Below are 17,785 nucleotides of genomic sequence, written 5' to 3'. Positions count from 1 at the left end.
CTTTTCAGCAAGCTCTGGATCATATGGTTTTGCAACGAGTTCTGCAATATTGGTGTTATCCATTTATGTCACCTCCTCGGTATTTTCTATGTCACTATGCTGCGTGGCGTGCGCGGAATTCCTTCACATCACGCTGCCAGCCACCTTCAACTTCTTCTTCTCTCCAGAAGACGTATGGGTTAGACCTTGGCTCCTTAACCATCTGTGGAATTGGCTTGAGCTCAGCCCTTCTAATGAACTCCTGGAGGCTCTGACGCTGAATGAGTTCGCCAAAACGCTCTCTGTTCTTTCCTTCTTCCATCCACCAATCCCAAATCTTGTCTACGAAATCCTTGAATTCTTCGTAATCGTCCTCTTTATCCATCCTTATGAATGGAATGGCAAGAGTACCGAGCTGAGCACCGTCAAGGATCGGAGCCTTTGCACCCACAAGAATAGTAGCACCAGTATCAGTACCAGGACGAAGCGCTTCTGGCATGACATTGATGCAGTGCATACAACGGGTACATTCACGATTATTGATCTTTAGCTCACCATCTTCCATCCACATACATTTGGTGGGGCAGAGATCGATAACTTCTTTCTGTATATCGAATGGACCCCAGTCACGATCACTATGAGCACCAGCATTTGGCTTTAACTCACCGCCGATATAGGCCTTAACAGCCTCCTGATCAATCCTTATATCATCCCTCCAGGTACCGATGATTGCACAGTCTGAACGTGCGATAGCTGCAACACAGTCATTGGGGCATCCTGATACCTTAAACTTAAACTTATATGGGAAGGCAGGCCTGTGAAGTTCGTCCTGATAGGTCATGGTGAGATTGTAGCAAATATCCTGGGTATCTATACAGGCCCATTCACACCTTGCCTTACCTACACAGCATGAAGGTGTACGGAGGTTTGAACCAGAACCACCAAGGTCAGCACCAACCTGATGTGTCAAGTCATAGAAAATGGGCTCAAGCTGGTCTGTACTGGTACCAAGAAGGACCATATCACCAGTGGAACCATGAAGGTTGGTCATACCACTTCCTCTATGATCCCATATATCGCAAATCTTCCTTAAGAAGGCTGTGGTATAAAATTTACTTGCTGGCTGATTTACACGTACTGTATGGAAATGTGCAATTGCTGGGAATTTATCTGGCACGTCGGAATAACGACCAATGACTCCACCACCATAACCAAAAACACCAACGATTCCACCATGTTTCCAGTGAGTTTCCTTGTGCTTGTAGGAAAGCTCTAGCTGCCCCAAGAGATCGAGGCAGGCCTGCTTGCCTTTTAACCCTGCCTGTTCAATGTCATCTGCGAAACTTGGCCATGGTCCGCTTTTAAGCTCGTCGACCATGGGGGTGTCATGTTTTTTGACATCCGCCATTTACATCGCCCTCCTTATATTAGATATTTTTATGCCTTAGGTGGTGATACAGTATTTGCCTTAGGCAATAATGAATCACCATTCAGGAAAAACACATTTTTTGCCCCTAAATAGGGTAGAACCCTTTATAATCTGCTTGTGCATTTCTTGTCAAGTACGAGCTGAATTGATATTCACATCAAATTTCCTTATTAATCGCTCTTTAGCCAGTTCAATTTCCTCATAATAATCATTTTTGGAAAAAGTAAGTCCGCACTCCTTGCAGACCACCTTTGCACAGGCTCAGCGACCTCGAATTTCAGCCTCGCCTCCGCATACTTTACAATTTAATTTAAAATTATCCATAGAAAATTCACTCCTTTTTATAAATTGCATTTCCTCTAATTCTTAATCCTTAAATATTAAACATAAATAATGTGGATTTTTTTACTATTTCATGGTATTTAATCCAACTATTTATTCATGACAAACAGTTTAAAACTAAAACTTGTAGGTGGAATGCGAGAAAAATATTATATCCAACTATTATTTGAGAGAGATACAACTTCGCTGGACAACAACAATTCACTTTTTATGTGGCTTCAAACATGTTAAATTTTGTCTCGTGCATAACCCTATGGGATTGTCGAGTTTAGACAAAAAATACATAAAGGAGTAATTTCATGGGAAGCGGGAAGACCAGCCCGAAAAAGACAGAAGAGGAAATGATCCAACACCTTGAAAAAGAATTTAAGGCCCATCCTAACTCTGCTATCGCGGCCCACAGACTAGCCCTTGCTTATTGGAGAAACGATCGGCTAGATGATGCCATTAGCACATTTAAAAAGGCCCTTTTAATAGATCCAAACTCCTTCGAAATACGCATAAATCTTGGAACTCTTTACTTCCAAATGGGGCGCCTTGAAGAAGGTATCGAAGAAAACAAAAAGGCCGCAGAGATTTATCCCAGGGCAGCTGAGGCATATGCAAACATAGGAAGCGCCTATCTCCAATTGGGAAAGTGGCAGAAAGCCTGTGATTACTTTAAAAAGGCACTTTCAATAAAACCTGAAATGGTACCTGCATGGACAAATCTTGCCACGGTACTCGTAGAATTAAAGGAATTTGATGACGCCGTTCAGGCTGGAGAAAAAGCAGTTAGGCTCGCTCCGTCCTTTGGGCTTGCCCATAATAACCTGGCAGTAGCCTACTATTATAAAGGAGACCTTGAAAAGGCCAAAGAACATGCCCAAAAGGCCAGAGAATTGGGCTATGCAGTACATCCTGAGTTTCTAGAAAAAATCAATGCGACTTAAAGGCCCTTATCCACCAAGGTGTCCATTTTGTGATCGACTCATAGAGCCCCCTGCAGAACTTGAGCCCAAAAGGCTTGGGGATTTCGCATATGGAAAATGTGACTGCGGGGCAGTATACGTTTATGATGTAACAGGTCATAACCTGGGAGCTGCCTTTGTGGAAGCCCTGGGCTATGGATGCAATTTCGATTGGGATCTGGCATGGGGACTACTACCTGATGAAGACTATAAGGAAAAACATATTGAACAATATGACTTAAAGACTCATCTAATCCATCCATCAGGTAGGACTGAGGATGAAAGAAGGGTCAGGGGAGTACTTACATTTATTCGTTTTACCGACGAAGTCCGTTCCCTAAAAACTCAATCTGAAATAGACCTTGGAATCAAAAACAAGACCTCAGTAAAAACTCATAAAGAAACCGAGGTGCAGGATGAACAGGGCCAAGGCCCACCATCCATGGATACAGCGCCATCCCTGGCGCAAAAGGCCGGGTCCTATAAAAGAAAAGCTAGCAAAAGGGAGATAAAAAAAATCATAGAATCCCTGGACCCAGACTACCTCTACAAGATAAGATATTTGGCGGCCTCGGAACCAAAGGTCCTGAACAGACTCCAACAGGTACTTTACAGCCCTGATCCTACCATTAGATGGCGCGCCATCACCGCAATTGGCTGTGCGGCCAAGACTATTTATCAGAAAAAACCCAATTTTGTAGGGGAATTTTTGAGAAGGCTCCTTTACTCTGCCAGCGATTCTGCTGCCACAAACTGGGGGGCAATTGAAGCTAGTGGTGAAATCATCAGAGAGCTTCCAGACACCTTCGATATATTTATAAGGGAGTTGCTAGCATTGGGACGCTTTGAAGATTCGCGTGCCAGCGTGCTTTGGGCCCTTGGCAGAATCGCAGAAAAACATCCTGAACGTGTAAAAGATAAGGCATTTTTTTATTTAATACAATTTTTAGATGCAAAAGCCCCTGAAGTTAGGGGACTCGCTGCCTGGGTACTGGGTCTTATCAGGGCATCGGAATGTGTCCGGTCAATCGAAGCACTTATTGAAGATTTAAATGCAGTAAACCTATTGACGGAAAAAGGCCTTGAAGAGTTTACCGTCTCTCAACTGGCTCAAAACGCACTAACACGGATTAAAGGGAGTACAGAAGACATGGACAATATAGACAACGAAAGGATTAAGGAGGCTCAAAAACTCTTTGAAGAGGGAGAAGTCCTCAGCAATCAGGGAAGAAGCCTGGATGCAATGGACAAGCTCAAAGAGGCCTTGAGTGTATTTGAAGAAGAGGGTTATGACAAAGGCATAGCCAATGCTTGCGAAAAACTTGGGGATCTAAACTGCTTTAGAGGAAATCTAAACAGCGCCCTACCACTATATCAAAGAGCTGTTGCCATTTGCCAAAAAAAGGATGATCCAGTTAGCGAAGTAATATTAATAGAAAAAATAATAGATATTTACAGGAGAAAAAATGAATTCGATAAATGCATGCCCTATTATATGAGGGCACTTGAAATAGCTGAAATTGCAGGTGATGCCGGAAAGGCTGGTTATTACCTTACAGGAATTGGAGATGTCTATCAAAGGCGTGGAGACCTTAACAAGGCCCTTGATGCATATAAAACTGCCCTCAACATATTTAAACAAACGCGCTCCAGTGAAAGGGCAAAAATACTGGAACAGGGAATAGCTCAGCTGGAGGCCATGCTGGACCAGTAACAGCTCAACATATTCACATATAGATTAAAATACGTTGTTTTTCAGTATCTTGAAAATCCTTCTTTATACTAGATCTAGATAAATATGTATTTTCCTCTCTGGCTAAGGGCCAGAGAGGAAAATGTTTTAACGAAAAATATTATGTAATGGCCTATAGTGAGGCGAATACCTCATCTAGATCAAGTATTACTTCGGCAATAGACCACCTACGTCTTCCAAGCACTGGCCCTCCGGCTGACATCGATAGCTCAAGCAGTCTCGCCTGAAGCGGACCTAAATTTAGAGTCGTATAGTTTTTCCCTAGTTCAAATCTGCTATTGGGGCACACATGAGCCTTTCCATCAATATTTGTGGGCACTCCGTAGGTCCTGCAATTAATTGGCCTTGCCTTATAAATAAGACACGAATCCTGTTTAGATAGAAGAGGACATCTGATTTTGACTGTGGAGGGGTCTTTAGTATTAGAGACTGCCCTAAACTCCTTTAATGCCCTTTTGGAATTACGCTCAACATCCCGTCTGACTTTTCTTGGAAGCGCCAAAAATTCTTTTTTCAATAGAATCGCTTCTATTAACGACACATCAAACATTGCATGACAGCAATCAGAACAGCCCTTAGAGCATGCAACCTCATTTGGAAAGGCCTTGGCGATCTCTGAGAATGCCCAATCAGCATTCTCAAAAAGCCCTTCAAGCGCCTTTAAAAGATGCAGATTTGTTGTAAAGTTCTTTTCCATGATTTCTTCTTATAACACTATCCAATCATGCAGAAGATGCGGGACCTGTTGCCAAAAAGGCGGTCCTACCCTCCATGTCGAAGACAAAATCGTCATGGATGACGTCCTCAGTCCAGATGCACTCGTAACCTTTAGAAAAGGAGAACTCGCATATCACCCAGTTAAAGGAATGCTCATAGAACTACCTTACGACATGATCAAAATCAAGGGAAAGATAGGAGGCTTTACCTGTATTTTTTTTAAAGAATCAACTAACTCCTGCCTGATCTATGAGAATCGACCAATTGAGTGTAAAACCCTGGAATGTTGGAACCCAGATCCACTGATTTCCATGTTTTTAAAGGATCTCCTAAATAGAAAGATGATTTTTAAGGATAAGACCCTACGGGAAATTTTCGAGGAATACGACAGACTATTTGCTCCATCTCTTATAAGGAGACTCGTTGCCTTACATGATACTAATGGACTCATGGATTTAGAACGTAAGGACCAAGAATTCCGAAACAAATTAAAAAAATCTTGTCCACTTAAAGAAAATGCCTACGATGCCCTCCTCGGCAGGCCAGTGTCTGTACTGAGAGAGGCATTCGAATCTGTCCACCTCTAGGTTTTAGAAGTTTTGAGTTTTGAGTTCTGAGTTTTGAGTTGAAGGAAAATGGCTTTAGAAGTTTTGAGTTTTGGGTTTTGAGTTGAAGGACGATTACCGTGACCGGTAAATACCAAAGGGAGTGAAGTTGACCTTGAGGCTAAATATGATTGCTAAGACTACGGTTAATGCAGTACCAGACAAAATGGCAATCATGATGGCAATTTGATACCTAATTGCATATGCAGGGTCTTGTCCTCCAAGGATGACGCCTGTCATCATGCCAGGCAAGGAAACAAGGCCAATCGTGGCCATAGTGGCCACAGTTGGCATTATAGATGCCTTAAAGGCCTCGCGGATAAAGGGTCTTACGGCCTCAAAGAGGGTGGCTCCTTGCCCAAGGGCCAATAAAAAGGTCTTTTCCTCCTTTTTTACCCTGGAAAAAAAATCCCGTATCCCAATGATACTGGCCCTCATACAATTGCCTAATATCATGCCTCCTATGGGAATGAGAAACCTTGCATCCATTGGATTAGAAAGACCCAAGGTGACCTTCAATAAGACCAAAAGAGGTAGGCTAAGCCCAACTAATATGGCTAATGCAATGGGAATCAGACACCTCAGAATGCCTATCTTGCAGCTCCTCAGGACTGAAAGGTCTGCTACTAATATCAAGGCACACAGCCAAAGGGCATTTATAAAAGGATTATTGAGCTTGAAGACTACTTGAAGGTAAAGTCCAACAAAGGTGAGTTGTAACGTCATTCTGACTACGGCCAAAAGGGTCTCTTTGACCATGGGAAGCCTTAGCCATAGGATAATAGAAAAGGGAATGATCAAAACAAGATAATATAATGACAACCTATAGACATCTATTTCAATGGTATTCATGGTAGGCTTATCACTCTTTGAGCACTGTCCAACACTTCTGGATCATGGCTCACATAAATTATTGTCTTCTCTGAAAGTCTTGAAAAGAGCTTTAACACCTTTTTCTTTGATTCTAGGTCTAGGGCAGATGTAGGCTCATCAAAAAAGTAGATATCTCGTCTGAGAAGTAGGGCAGAAACAATACATATCCGCTGTTTTTCCCCTCCTGAGAGGGCTGATACATGACGTTTAAGTACATTTTGGTCAAGCCCCAATAGACTGAGAAGCTCTATTACCTCCTCTTTTGAATAGGTATTTTTCTTATTTGCCTTGTATGAAAAAGGCCTTTTTAAAAAATCTTCGACAGTTCCATCTCCTAGTATTGGTTCCTGAGGGCAGTAGCCTATCTTTAACCTAAGTGTCCAAACCGTCTTTTCGTTTAAAGGGATACCGTCAATAAAAATCTGGCCTTCATCTGGCACGATGAACCCCAAACAGAGCTTGAGCAAGGTTGTTTTGCCAGAGCCTGAGGGTCCATTTATTACTACATGTTCACCCTTTAAGACCTTTAAATTAAAATCTTCAAAAAGAGGGGAGCCATTATCAAAAGCTAGATATATGCCCTTAAGTCTCAAGGCTTCATCGACCATTCCATTACCCACTACCTAATACCTACTCCCCAGCTTCTACTACCCTGGCATAAAGCTGTCCACATGCAGCATCAATATCGGCCCCCTTACTCTTTCTTATAGTTACAGTAAATCCCTTATCCTGAAGGACCTTTTGAAACTCTAGGACAGCTTCTTTTTTAGGGGCCTTGAAAGGTATACCTGGGACCTCGTTAAATGCGATGAGATTTATCTTTGTACGTAAAGAGGACAATTTCCTGGCAAGCTCTCTCGCATCCTGTGAGCTATCATTTATATCTCTCAACAATAGATACTCAATTGTAATTCTACGCCTCCTAGGAAGTGGATAGGACTTCAAGGCTTGAAGCAGGTCATCCAAACCATACTTCCTATTTACAGGCATAAGGTCTGAGCGCTTTTTATCAAAGGATGCATGGAGACTTACTGCGAGCCCAACCTCATGTTCCTTTCCAAGACGTAATATTTTAGGGATGATGCCACATGTAGAGACAGTTATCCTCCGTTTGGAAAAATCTAGCCCCTCCCTGTCTTGAAGTATCGAAATCGCCTTTGATACATTTTCATAATTATTTAAGGGCTCTCCCATCCCCATGAATACGATATTTCTAAGTTTCTTTCTATCAGAGCCAAGTATTTCAATAGCAGTCAAGGCCTGTAAAACGATTTCCGAAGGCTCCAAATTCCTTATAAAACCCATCTTAGCGGTCCTACAGAAAGAACACCCCATTTGGCAACCTACCTGGCTAGAGATACAAAGGGTGTTATGACCGTCTTCGGGTATGATCACACTCTCTACCACCTGACCACACTTGAGCCTTGAGGCAAACTTCTTTGTCCCATCTCTTGATTCCTGGATGTTTATGGGGTCAATAAAATTTATAAATGAAATCTCCTTGAGCCTCCTCCTGAGGCGCAAGGGCAAATTGGACATTCGATCAAAGGAATGGACGCCTGGGGTCCAAAGCCATTTAAAAAGTTGCCTTCCCCTATATGCTTCAAAGCCCTGGCTAGTTACAAGCGCCTCTAATTCCTCACACGTTAGGGATCTAATGTCTAGTTTTTCAGACATGACTGACCAGTAGACTCAAGCACACTCAACCAAAGCCTGCTTGAAAGATCCAGCTGTTTCCTCTTCTTTATTGCAGAGCTAAGTGGGATGTGGACGTACCTGTCATTCCAGAGGCTCACTAACATCCCTGTCTTACCCGCCATTGCCGCGTGAACAGCGTTTTGCCCTAGATTGGCGCAATAAAGCCTATCATCCACGTTTGCCGGAACACTTCTTATAATATAGCTTGGATCAATATACCTTATAAAACAATCCATATTGAGGGAATCAAAATATGCCTTTATTCTTTCCTTCAAAAATATCCCAATATCTCCAAGTTTTATATTACCAGAAAGGTCTTTTTCCACCTTATCTCCTAAAACGTATTTTTGACCTGCTCCCTCGGCAACCACAATGACGGCATGACCGCGCAAAAGAAGCCTCTTTCTCAAGGCATTTAATAGACCATTTTCTCCCTCAAGGTCAAAATCACTCTCTGGAATCAGACAAAAATTCACTTCCCTTAAGGCTGCTGTAGCCGCTGCTGCTATAAATCCCGAGTGTCTTCCCATGACCTTTACAAGCCCAATACAGTTTGGGGCTCCCACGGCCTCCGTATGAGCACACCTTATGGCCTGACATGCCATCTCCACTGCAGTTTCAAATCCGAAGGTTTTAGAAACCAGATAAATATCGTTGTCAATGGTCTTTGGAATAGCTATTACAGAGATCTTAAGACCTCGTTTTTTTATTTCATCAACGATTTTGGCTCCTGCCCTGAAGGTACCATCTCCCCCTATAATAAAGAGTATAGAGCAGTTAAGCCTCTCAAGGGTATCCACAACAACGTCAATGGGCTGAGGCCCCCTAGAAGATCCGAGTATTGTACCTCCAAGTTCGTGGATCTTTTCAACAAACGATGGGGTTAGTTCCATAACTGGAAGGCCGTACTTGGGGATAAATCCTCTGAGTCCATAACGGATCCCAAAGATAGTTTTTACCCCATAACCAAAGTGAAGACTCATCACTATTGCCCGTATGACATCATTTATGCCAGGACAGAGGCCTCCACAGGTAACAATAGCGGCTTTTACCTTGGAAGGATCAAAATATATCCATTCCCTAGGCCCAGCGAATTCAAAGCTCAGCGGTTCTTTGCCCTCTTCAATGAGCCTTTTAATTGATTTCTCAGAGACATGAACAAGGACTCGGTCATCATCCTTTACAAAATGGATCTCACCTTTATTGGTATACGGGCTCTCGACCTTAGTAGGACCAAGGGTTTCTATCTTGGTCTCGATCTGCTCATAGAGATCAATTTCGTCAACATTACAAAAGGCATTTGGGTCTCTAGGGCATACGGAGGCATCTTCCATTTTCTGCTCCTTGTTATTTTTTGTTCAGCCTTAAAATTCTCTTTTTTAGGCATAAAACCGTTGGTTCCAATCGTTGTAAAATATATGCACAAATCAGCCTCTAGCACTTATTCATTCTCTGCGGACAGCGACAAATAACCATTGAATTACATTGAATTCTCTTCTATGTTTACTATTTCATGAAAACTCAGTCAACAAACTCTAAAAAACCGGTCATAGGTGTATTTGATTCAGGGGTTGGTGGACTAACCGTTGTCAGGGAACTTAAACGTATTCTGCCCAACATACCTCTTATTTATTTTGGCGACACAGCAAGGACTCCCTATGGCACCAAGGCCGCCCAGACCATCCAACAATTTGCAAAAGAAGATACCGAGTTTCTCCTAGAAGCTGGGGCCAATATTATTGTTATTGCCTGTCACAGCGCAGCAAGCACTGCAACTGGGTTTTTAAAAGAGACCTTTGATTGCCCAATATTTGAAGTTGTAACCCCATCTGTCAAAGAAGCTGTGAGGGTCACTAAAAACAAACGCATTGGCGTAATAGGCACCAGGGCAACAATAGAAAGCCGAATTTATGAACGAGAAATAAAAAAGATATCAGAAGACTATGTAATAATTGCTAAACCTTGCCCACTCATTGTTCCATTGGTTGAAGAGGGTTGGTTCGACAGACGGGAAACAAAAATGATCGTTAAAAAATACCTTCATCCTCTAAAGCTCCGCTGCGTAGACACCCTTGTCTTGGGCTGTACCCATTATCCCATGTTAAAAGATATAATTCAGGAGAAGATCGGTAAAAGGACCAATATTGTGGACCCTTCTGAGGAGGTAGCAAGACTAGTTTACAACCATGTGAAGGCCAATTTTGACCTAAAAGACACTATCCCAGAGAAAAAAGACGTATTCTACTTTTCAGACCTGGGCCCTGTTACCCAAGAAGTCATAAAGCGCTTTATTAAAGAACCCATAGAGGTCAAAAAGGCCTAATCGCCCTTTTTTCCTTCAACTCAAAACTCAATACTCAAAACTTTTTAAGATACTCCTCTACCGCTTTCAGGTCTTCCATGGTATCAACATCTAGTGGCGCTCTGTCCACCAATACCACCCCTATTTTATGGCCAAATTCAAGGGCCCTAAGTTGCTCTAGCTTTTCTATTACCTCAAGACGGCCTTGGGGGAGAGATACGAACTGTTTTAAAAATCCATTCCTGTAGGCATATATTCCTATGTGCCTCAAATACCCAGGATCAGTGTCTCCATCCCGCAGATATGGAATTGGAGCACGTGAAAAATAAAGGGCCAGCCCGTCCTTTGACAGCACCACCTTAACCCTATTGGGATTTTGCACCTCCTCAACTAGGGCCGGACACGCAGGGGTTGCCATTTTTACATCTGGTCTATCTTCCAAAAATGCAATTAGCTTCTTTACTACATCTCTATGAACAACAGGTTGATCACCCTGAATATTCACTATGATGTCTTCTTCTCCCAAAGCCAGCTTTGAAGCTGCCTCAAAGACCCTGTCTGTTCCAGAAGGATGCCCTTTGTCTGTAAGTAGCCCTTTACCGCCATGGGCCTCGACTACATCGAGAATCTCTTTTGAATCAGTGGCAACAATTATATCGCTAAAAAGGCCTGTAGATTTAGCTGAATTTAGGCAATGGATAATAAGAGGAAGACCATTTATCTCTAAGAGAGGCTTGCGTGGAAGACGCGTTGAGCCAATGCGTGCTGGAATAATGGCGTATGTTTTGTAATATTCACATCCAGTCGGCACGTTAGTCCCTCCATTCCATGGATCATTCATCATTTTTAGTATTTGCTCACAGGGCACCGCATCTACTGCGTTGTCGGGCATTCGACGTACAGGGAGTACGCCTTCATGCCCTCCGCCTTGTATCTACGGCACCCTGCAAGCAAATACAAATTGGCATGTTATACATTTCTTGCGGGTCAGTGCCCTGTGAGGGGTTACCATTTTTATTGTATGCCAATCTTAAAATGAGTTAGCTGAGTTGATCCCTTTTCAACCCTTTTTGACCGCAAGATTGTATATGGTACTTTTCTTTATCCCTGAAATCCTTGAAATCAATGTGGCAAGTTCTCGAGTACCATATTTCCCGTGTTTTATTAGATCCAAAAGGGCTTCAATCTCTTGGATCGTCTCTGAATCCTCACTTTTTGCCCCAGCTTTTGCACCCTCCATACAAAATGTGAATTCGCCCCTAGGCTCAATTTGTTCAAATCTTTTAATGAGCCCTGAGACACGATCAAATACCAACTCTTCATGTATTTTTGTAAGCTCCCTTCCCATTACAATGGATCTATCTCCAATAATTTCCATCACGTCCCTAAGAGCCCTTTTCACCCTGTGAGGTGCTTCGAAAAATACTATTGGGCACTCAACCTCTTTGATTCCCCTTAAGAACTCCTGTCTCGGCCCTTGTTTTTCAGGTAAAAAGCCGGCAAAGAAGAATCTATCTCCCTTGAATGGCGAGCAACTTAGAATCGCCGTTACTGCTGACACCCCTGGGACTGGTATTATGGGGATATTTGCCTTATAAACAGCCTCTATCAGGCGCCTTCCAGGATCTGAAATATTTGGGGTGCCAGCATCGGAACAATAGGCACAATCGACTCCCTCAAGAAGCATATTGACCACATCTTTTGCGCACAACTCCTCTTTTTGCTCAAAACAACTAATGAGCCTAGCCTTTGCCCCTAACTGCGACAGTAGCTTTCTGGTCCGCCTTGTATCCTCGCACACTACTACCCTAACCTCTTTTAAGACCTCTTCTGCCCGTAGAGTCAGGTCACTGAGGTTTCCAATAGGAGTACCTACCACAAACAGGCGGCCACAATCAGTAGTCATGGCTCAGTCCTTTATCCTGGCCTGACGCCATACATGAATCACTCGTTGTATAGCGGTGATATGGGTAAAGAACGCAAGCAACACCAATGCCACCTCAACAAATCCAAATATCAAGCTGCATGCAAATATAAGAAGACGCTCGAATCTCGTAAGGAGTCCCACCTTACATGTAAATCCAAGGGCCTCTGCCCTTGCCCTGGTGTAACTTACAAGGAGAGAGCCTGTCATGGCAGATAAAATCAGAAAAGAGTTAAAGATATTTAGATCCCCTATTTTATAAAAGTAGAAGAGGAGCCCAGAAAACAGAAAAAACTCTGCAAATCTGTCAATTGTTGAGTCTAAAAATGCCCCAAAAGGGCTCACCTGTCCTTTTTCCCTTGCAAGTAGGCCGTCTACCACGTCAAGGGGACCAAAGAGGGCCAACAGCCACCCAGCCAGTCCCCTGTGTCCAGTAGCGAGTACTATACCGCACATAAGATAGGCAACTGCTCCAAGTACTGTGACCCCATTTGGGGTAAATCCCATTTTCCCCAAAAATTTTGCCACAGGGAGTAGGTACCATTTGGACCACCCCCTGCACCAATCACTAAAAGCGCTCATCACTCAAAACTCAACACTTCTATTTGCTCTTTCTTCCTTCAACTCAAAACTCAACACTCCCAACACCCCAGCACACCTAGGGCAAACATCGCTAAAGTTCTCATCCTTTCCAATCTCTTCACTCCAGGTCCAACACCTCTGACACTTCTGACCAAAGGCCTTTTGAACTCTGACCTCAAGAGCAGAGATCTCTTCAGAGTTCCAGATGAATACTTCACCACCATCCTCTTCTGAAGAGGAGACATTTTCAGGATCGCTGGTAACCATCTGGGAGACAATCGAAAGATCTCTGAGTTGATCAATGTTCTCCTCTATGAAACTCCTCAGTTCCTGATCCGTTGTAACAAGGTTAACCCTCGCATCAAGAGCTAGCCCAATAAGTTTATCTTTCCGAGCAATCTCAAGGGCCTTAGTAATCTCAGAACGAATCTTCAAAATGCGATCCCACTTATCCAAAAAGGCCTTATCTTCATCCAGGTATGTCCCTTCAGGGAATTCCTGGAGAAATATGGATTTTTCTTCACCACTTTTTCCTGGCAAATACTTCCATGCCTCTTCTGTTGTAAACGAAAGGATTGGGGCTAAGAGTCTAAGAAGATCACGACCTATTATATAGAGCACAGTCTGTGCTGAACGCCTCTTTTTCCCATCTTTTAATTCACAATATAGTCTATCCTTTAAGACATCGAGATAGAGGGCGCTGAGGTCAACTGTACAAAATTGATAGCACCTATGGAATACTATATGGAATTTGTAGTCAAGGTATGCCTTTTTCACCCTTTCAGTCAATTCCTGGAGCCTAAAGATGGCCCACTTGTCGAATTCTCCGAGTTCATCAAAGGGGACCATATCCTTTTCAGGATCAAAGTCTGAAATGTTTCCAAGTATGTATCTAATGGTATTTCTTATCTTTCTATATGCCTCGCTCAATCGTTTGAGAATCTCATCAGAGATCTTTATATCGTCCCTGTAGTCCTCTGCGCTAACCCACAATCTTAGGATCTCTGCACCATAGCGCTTAATAATCTTTTCAGGAGGGATTACATTTCCCACAGACTTCGACATCTTCTTTCCCTTACCGTCCACAACAAAACCGTGGGTAAGCACCGCCTTGTACGGAGCTCCTGAACGGGTAGCAACAGCAGTCAAAAGGGAACTTTGGAACCAGCCCCTGTGCTGATCACTTCCTTCAAGATAAAGATCCGCTGGGAATGACAACTCTTTTCTCTCTTCTAATACAGCCCTGTGGCTCACCCCTGAATCAAACCACACATCGAGTATGTCATTTTCTTTTTTAAAGGTCGTGCTGCCGCAATTAGGGCATTTAGTTCCCTGTTTGATATAGTCACTCACTGGTCGTTTAAACCAGGCATCTGCCCCCTCTTCTTTAAAGATCTCAACAATCCTCTTAGAGGCCGCTTCGTCTAGGTAAGGGGTCTCACATTCTTCACATAAAAATACTGTAATTGGAACACCCCAGGCCCTCTGCCTCGAGATGCACCAATCAGGCCTTGTTTCCACCATTCCTTTTATTCTTTCTTTTCCCCAATCAGGTATCCACTTGACCTCATTAATGGCGTCAAGGGCCCTCTTCCTAAGATCCCCATTCTCCATTGAAATAAACCACTGGCTTGTGGCCCTAAAAATGACAGGCTTTTTACACCTCCAACAATGAGGATAACTATGGGTAATCTTAGAGCTATGGACAAGAGCCCCTTTGTCCTTTAAGAGCGCAATGATCCCATCATTGGCCTTAAAAATGTTTTGGCCCTCAAAATCTGGAACCTCTTTTGTGAAGCGTCCATAGTCATCAACAGGAGAATAAATATCGAGGTCATAGCGAAGACCAGTTTCATAGTCGTCTTCTCCATGGCCTGGTGCAGTATGGACACAACCTGTACCTGCATCAAGAGTAACATAGGTGGCATTGACTATGAGGCTCTCTCGAGGCAAAAAGGGATGAATGGCATGAAGGCCTTCGAGTTCCACTCCTTTTACACGCCCAAGAATTTTTACATCCTTTTGCTCTAGCGACAGTTCCGTCAAAAGAGGAAGCAGCCTCTCTTCCGCCACAATCCACTCTTCACCACAGGCCTCCACAATTACGTAGTCATAATCAGGATGTAGGGCTATGGCCAGGTTGGCTGGTATGGTCCATGGAGTGGTTGTCCAGATAATCACTGATAAGGTATTAAAGGACAGTTCCAGTCTCTCTTTTAGAAAACTTAAAAGGTCCTCCCCAGCCTTAAATTTTACGAAGATGGAAGGAGAGGTATGATCTCCATACTCCACCTCTGCCTCAGCCAAGGCAGTTACACAAGATGGACACCAATAAACAGGCTTTTTTCTCTTTTTTACAAGGCCTTTTAGATATATCTCACAAAAGGCTTCTGCAATAGAGGCCTCATACTCATTGGCCATGGTAAGATAAGGATTTTCCCAGTCTCCTATTACCCCAAGCCGTATGAACTCATCTCTTTGTATGTCGACAAACTTTTTTGCGTACTCTCTGCACCTTTGTCTTATCTCAACCTGTGTCAACTCTCTTTTCTTTTTACCAAGCTCTTTTTCCACATTGTGCTCTATAGGAAGCCCGTGACAGTCCCAACCAGGGACATAGGGGCTTTTAAGGCCTCGCATAGCTGCAGATTTCACAATTATATCCTTTAGGACCTTATTAACAGTATGCCCTAAATGGATGTGCCCATTTGCATAAGGCGGTCCATCGTGGAGGATAAAATGTCCCTTTGGACTGGGCTTAGACTGAAGCAGCATATAAAGACCTATTTCTTTCCAATAATTTAGAAATTCAGGTTCACGGTTTGGAAGATTTGCCTTCATAGGAAAGGCTGTACTGGGAAGATTAAGCGTATTTTTATAATCCATCTCTTTAATACCCTCTCATTTCTTTAAAATTCTATGAAACTTTTTTATGTGGGCACAAAATCAATTCTTCTTCACTGAAGTGCCATAGATACTACAATATCGTAGTTGTTTCCAGTGTGATTGCCTCCAAAAAAGCTTAAATATTTTTTCCGAATTTTCGATAAAGAATAAAGAATTACTACTTAAAAATAAAACCAAAAAGTGGAGACGAAAATGGTTTATCAAATTTTACATAAAATCAACAGGGGTCTTTAACATGAAGGCTTTAGTAGTGGATGATTCCAAGTCAATGAGAAACATCGTGAAGGCAGCTCTCCAGCATATGAATATCTTTGATGAAATAGTTGAGGCCGAAAATGGAAAGATCGCCCTTGAAAAGATTGAAACCCAGGGACCATTCGACATCGTCTTCTTGGATTGGTACATGCCAGAGATGGAAGGATATGATTGTCTAGTAAAAATTAGAGAAAATCCCAAGTGGCAAGACACGAAAATAATGATGGTCACAACAGAAAACCAACAGGAAAACGTTATCAAGGCTGTCATGGCTGGGGCAAATGAATATCTCATGAAACCATTTACACCAGACATGCTTGAGGAAAAGGTAAAAATGGTACTCGGCCTATGATAAAAGTTTTAATAGTTGATGACTCAATAATTTTTAGACGTATTCTTCAAGACACCCTCCAAAAAAATCCTCGAATAAAAGTAATTGGTACAGCAGAAAATGGTGTTGAAGCCATCAAATTAATTCGCACCCTAAGACCTGATGTCGTTGTCCTAGATGTTGAGATGCCTCAAAAGGACGGGATTGAAACCCTAGATGAACTCAAGCGGTTGAGGCTTCAAGTAGGGATAATAATGTTTTCCACCCTAACAACTCAAGGGGCCAAAATTACATTAGAGGCCCTATCAAAAGGTGCATTTGATTTCGTTCAGAAGCCCACTGGGACTAGGGCATTCTCAGAAAGTCAAAAGAAAATAGAACAGGAACTCATACCAAAGATTATTGCATGTGCAGATTTCATGAATAGAAAAGGGGGGTTAAGAAGAACGCCTCCGTCAACAAAAACTGTCAATCAAAAATCCAGGCCAATTCCCTCAGCACTCAAAACACAAACAATTTTAAACAGAGTGACTGATTTACGCAAAATGGCTCAGCGACCCGAAGCAGTAGCCATCGGCGTATCTACTGGCGGACCTAATGCATTAAGTGAGGTAATCCCAAAGTTTCCAGCAAATTTCAGACTACCTATTTTTTTGGTCCAGCACATGCCGCCTGTTTTTACTAAACAGCTTGCCGACAGGCTCAACTCCAAATCAAAACTCCTGGTCAAAGAGGCAGAAAACGGCGAATTAGTAAAGCCTGGTACTGTCTATATTGCCCCAGGGGATTTCCACATGAAGATTATAAGAAATGATAGTAACCACCTGGTAAGGCTCTCCCAAGATCCCCCTGTTAACAGCTGTAGACCGGCAGTTGACCCACTGTTTGAATCATTAGCAGATGCATATAGGGGAAGAGTAGTTGGAGTCGTTATGACTGGCATGGGCCAAGATGGCACGAATGGCTGCAGGGTCCTAAAGGCCAAGGGGGCATATATAATCGCCCAAGATGAAGAGACCAGCGTGGTCTACGGTATGCCCAGATTTGTTGTGGAAGCAGGACTCGCAGACAAAATATGTCCTCTTGATATGATTACACAGTCCATACTGGAAATTTGTAGAAATTAAGGTGAGGCAAA

General features: G+C 42.9%; 16 protein-coding genes. 6 read left to right on the top strand and 10 right to left on the bottom strand.

What is annotated here, in order from left to right:
* Positions 1-94 precede the first annotated feature (94 nt).
* Positions 95-1,387, bottom strand: a complete 1,293-nt coding sequence (gene dsrA / locus DBT_RS01510; RefSeq protein WP_067615718.1) for a dissimilatory-type sulfite reductase subunit alpha — start codon at positions 1,385-1,387, stop codon at positions 95-97.
* Between the two features lie 662 nt (positions 1,388-2,049).
* Here dsrA and DBT_RS01505 point away from each other — a divergent pair.
* Positions 2,050-2,682 carry a tetratricopeptide repeat protein gene (locus DBT_RS01505; protein WP_083186541.1) on the top strand — a complete coding sequence of 211 codons (633 nt, stop codon included), beginning with the start codon at positions 2,050-2,052 and terminating at the stop codon, positions 2,680-2,682.
* The gene (locus DBT_RS01500; protein WP_067615716.1) at positions 2,672-4,414 is read left to right on the top strand and encodes a DVU0298 family protein; all 1,743 of its coding nucleotides are present in this window, start codon (positions 2,672-2,674) and stop codon (positions 4,412-4,414) included. Before DBT_RS01505 ends, DBT_RS01500 begins: the two co-directional genes overlap by 11 nt.
* A 151-nt stretch (positions 4,415-4,565) precedes the next feature.
* On the opposite strand, the gene DBT_RS01495 is transcribed toward DBT_RS01500, so the two are convergent.
* On the bottom strand, positions 4,566-5,150 hold the full coding sequence (locus DBT_RS01495; RefSeq protein ID WP_067615713.1) for a YkgJ family cysteine cluster protein: 585 nt from the start codon (positions 5,148-5,150) through the stop codon (positions 4,566-4,568).
* Here DBT_RS01495 and DBT_RS01490 point away from each other — a divergent pair.
* Positions 5,149-5,757, top strand: coding sequence for a YkgJ family cysteine cluster protein (locus DBT_RS01490; RefSeq protein WP_083186540.1), 609 nt, complete (start codon positions 5,149-5,151; stop codon positions 5,755-5,757). The two genes, DBT_RS01495 and DBT_RS01490, sit on opposite strands and share 2 nt — an antisense overlap.
* A 93-nt stretch (positions 5,758-5,850) precedes the next feature.
* On the opposite strand, the gene DBT_RS01485 is transcribed toward DBT_RS01490, so the two are convergent.
* The 4 genes from DBT_RS01485 to DBT_RS01470 are packed head-to-tail and all read right to left on the bottom strand — an operon-like array spanning position 5,851 to position 9,680.
* Complete coding sequence (locus DBT_RS01485) at positions 5,851-6,627, bottom strand: ABC transporter permease (protein ID WP_067615709.1); 777 nt, start codon at positions 6,625-6,627, stop codon at positions 5,851-5,853.
* Positions 6,624-7,268, bottom strand: a complete 645-nt coding sequence (locus tag DBT_RS01480) for an ABC transporter ATP-binding protein (RefSeq protein ID WP_141674183.1) — start codon at positions 7,266-7,268, stop codon at positions 6,624-6,626. Before DBT_RS01480 ends, DBT_RS01485 begins: the two co-directional genes overlap by 4 nt.
* Before the next feature lie 10 nt (positions 7,269-7,278).
* A complete protein-coding gene (gene rlmN, locus DBT_RS01475) occupies positions 7,279-8,325 on the bottom strand; it encodes a dual-specificity RNA methyltransferase RlmN (RefSeq protein ID WP_067615707.1) in 1,047 nt (348 codons plus the stop codon).
* Complete coding sequence (locus tag DBT_RS01470; protein ID WP_083186539.1) at positions 8,310-9,680, bottom strand: ATP-dependent 6-phosphofructokinase; 1,371 nt, start codon at positions 9,678-9,680, stop codon at positions 8,310-8,312. The genes rlmN and DBT_RS01470 overlap by 16 nt, the downstream gene beginning before the upstream one ends.
* A gap of 179 nt (positions 9,681-9,859) precedes the next feature.
* On the opposite strand from DBT_RS01470, the gene murI reads away from it, so the two are divergent.
* Positions 9,860-10,669: a glutamate racemase gene (gene murI / locus DBT_RS01465; RefSeq protein ID WP_067615706.1), complete on the top strand. Its 810-nt coding sequence runs from the start codon at positions 9,860-9,862 to the stop codon at positions 10,667-10,669.
* A gap of 34 nt (positions 10,670-10,703) precedes the next feature.
* On the opposite strand, the gene kdsB is transcribed toward murI, so the two are convergent.
* From kdsB to ileS, 4 genes are all read right to left on the bottom strand, one after another.
* A complete protein-coding gene (gene kdsB, locus DBT_RS01460) occupies positions 10,704-11,540 on the bottom strand; it encodes a 3-deoxy-manno-octulosonate cytidylyltransferase (protein ID WP_244155273.1) in 837 nt (278 codons plus the stop codon).
* A gap of 168 nt (positions 11,541-11,708) precedes the next feature.
* Complete coding sequence (gene rsmI / locus DBT_RS01455) at positions 11,709-12,554, bottom strand: 16S rRNA (cytidine(1402)-2'-O)-methyltransferase (protein ID WP_067615702.1); 846 nt, start codon at positions 12,552-12,554, stop codon at positions 11,709-11,711.
* A 3-nt stretch (positions 12,555-12,557) separates the two neighbouring features.
* Positions 12,558-13,079, bottom strand: coding sequence for a CDP-alcohol phosphatidyltransferase family protein (locus DBT_RS01450; RefSeq protein ID WP_161939883.1), 522 nt, complete (start codon positions 13,077-13,079; stop codon positions 12,558-12,560).
* 78 nt (positions 13,080-13,157) lie between these two features.
* Positions 13,158-16,040, bottom strand: coding sequence for an isoleucine--tRNA ligase (gene ileS, locus DBT_RS01445; RefSeq protein ID WP_067615700.1), 2,883 nt, complete (start codon positions 16,038-16,040; stop codon positions 13,158-13,160).
* Positions 16,041-16,296: 256 nt separating this feature from the next.
* On the opposite strand from ileS, the gene DBT_RS01440 reads away from it, so the two are divergent.
* Both DBT_RS01440 and DBT_RS01435 read left to right on the top strand, forming a co-directional pair.
* Positions 16,297-16,668 (top strand): response regulator, encoded by a 372-nt coding sequence (locus DBT_RS01440; protein WP_067615699.1) that lies wholly within the window; start codon positions 16,297-16,299, stop codon positions 16,666-16,668.
* On the top strand, positions 16,665-17,774 hold the full coding sequence (locus tag DBT_RS01435) for a protein-glutamate methylesterase/protein-glutamine glutaminase (RefSeq protein WP_067615697.1): 1,110 nt from the start codon (positions 16,665-16,667) through the stop codon (positions 17,772-17,774). The genes DBT_RS01440 and DBT_RS01435 overlap by 4 nt, the downstream gene beginning before the upstream one ends.
* Positions 17,775-17,785: the final 11 nt, after the last annotated feature.

The organism is Dissulfuribacter thermophilus (assembly GCF_001687335.1).
GTDB lineage: Bacteria > Desulfobacterota > Dissulfuribacteria > Dissulfuribacterales > Dissulfuribacteraceae > Dissulfuribacter > Dissulfuribacter thermophilus.
Note: the sequence above shows the minus strand (reverse complement) of the source record. Positions and strands in the feature narration are given on the sequence as shown.

Excerpts from the sequence above, each read along its gene's own strand:
- rlmN (WP_067615707.1), bottom strand. The coding sequence starts at position 8,325 with ATGTCTGAAAAACTAGACATTAGATCCCTAACGTGTGAGGAATTAGAG.
- DBT_RS01485 (WP_067615709.1), bottom strand. The coding sequence starts at position 6,627 with ATGAATACCATTGAAATAGATGTCTATAGGTTGTCATTATATTATCTT.
- murI (WP_067615706.1), top strand. The coding sequence starts at position 9,860 with ATGAAAACTCAGTCAACAAACTCTAAAAAACCGGTCATAGGTGTATTT.
- DBT_RS01435 (WP_067615697.1), top strand. The coding sequence starts at position 16,665 with ATGATAAAAGTTTTAATAGTTGATGACTCAATAATTTTTAGACGTATT.
- DBT_RS01500 (WP_067615716.1), top strand. The coding sequence starts at position 2,672 with ATGCGACTTAAAGGCCCTTATCCACCAAGGTGTCCATTTTGTGATCGA.
- kdsB (WP_244155273.1), bottom strand. The coding sequence starts at position 11,540 with ATGCCCGACAACGCAGTAGATGCGGTGCCCTGTGAGCAAATACTAAAA.
- DBT_RS01440 (WP_067615699.1), top strand. The coding sequence starts at position 16,297 with ATGAAGGCTTTAGTAGTGGATGATTCCAAGTCAATGAGAAACATCGTG.
- DBT_RS01505 (WP_083186541.1), top strand. The coding sequence starts at position 2,050 with ATGGGAAGCGGGAAGACCAGCCCGAAAAAGACAGAAGAGGAAATGATC.
- DBT_RS01450 (WP_161939883.1), bottom strand. The coding sequence starts at position 13,079 with ATGGGATTTACCCCAAATGGGGTCACAGTACTTGGAGCAGTTGCCTAT.
- dsrA (WP_067615718.1), bottom strand. The coding sequence starts at position 1,387 with ATGGCGGATGTCAAAAAACATGACACCCCCATGGTCGACGAGCTTAAA.
- DBT_RS01495 (WP_067615713.1), bottom strand. The coding sequence starts at position 5,150 with ATGGAAAAGAACTTTACAACAAATCTGCATCTTTTAAAGGCGCTTGAA.
- DBT_RS01490 (WP_083186540.1), top strand. The coding sequence starts at position 5,149 with ATGATTTCTTCTTATAACACTATCCAATCATGCAGAAGATGCGGGACC.
- rsmI (WP_067615702.1), bottom strand. The coding sequence starts at position 12,554 with ATGACTACTGATTGTGGCCGCCTGTTTGTGGTAGGTACTCCTATTGGA.
- ileS (WP_067615700.1), bottom strand. The coding sequence starts at position 16,040 with ATGGATTATAAAAATACGCTTAATCTTCCCAGTACAGCCTTTCCTATG.
- DBT_RS01470 (WP_083186539.1), bottom strand. The coding sequence starts at position 9,680 with ATGGAAGATGCCTCCGTATGCCCTAGAGACCCAAATGCCTTTTGTAAT.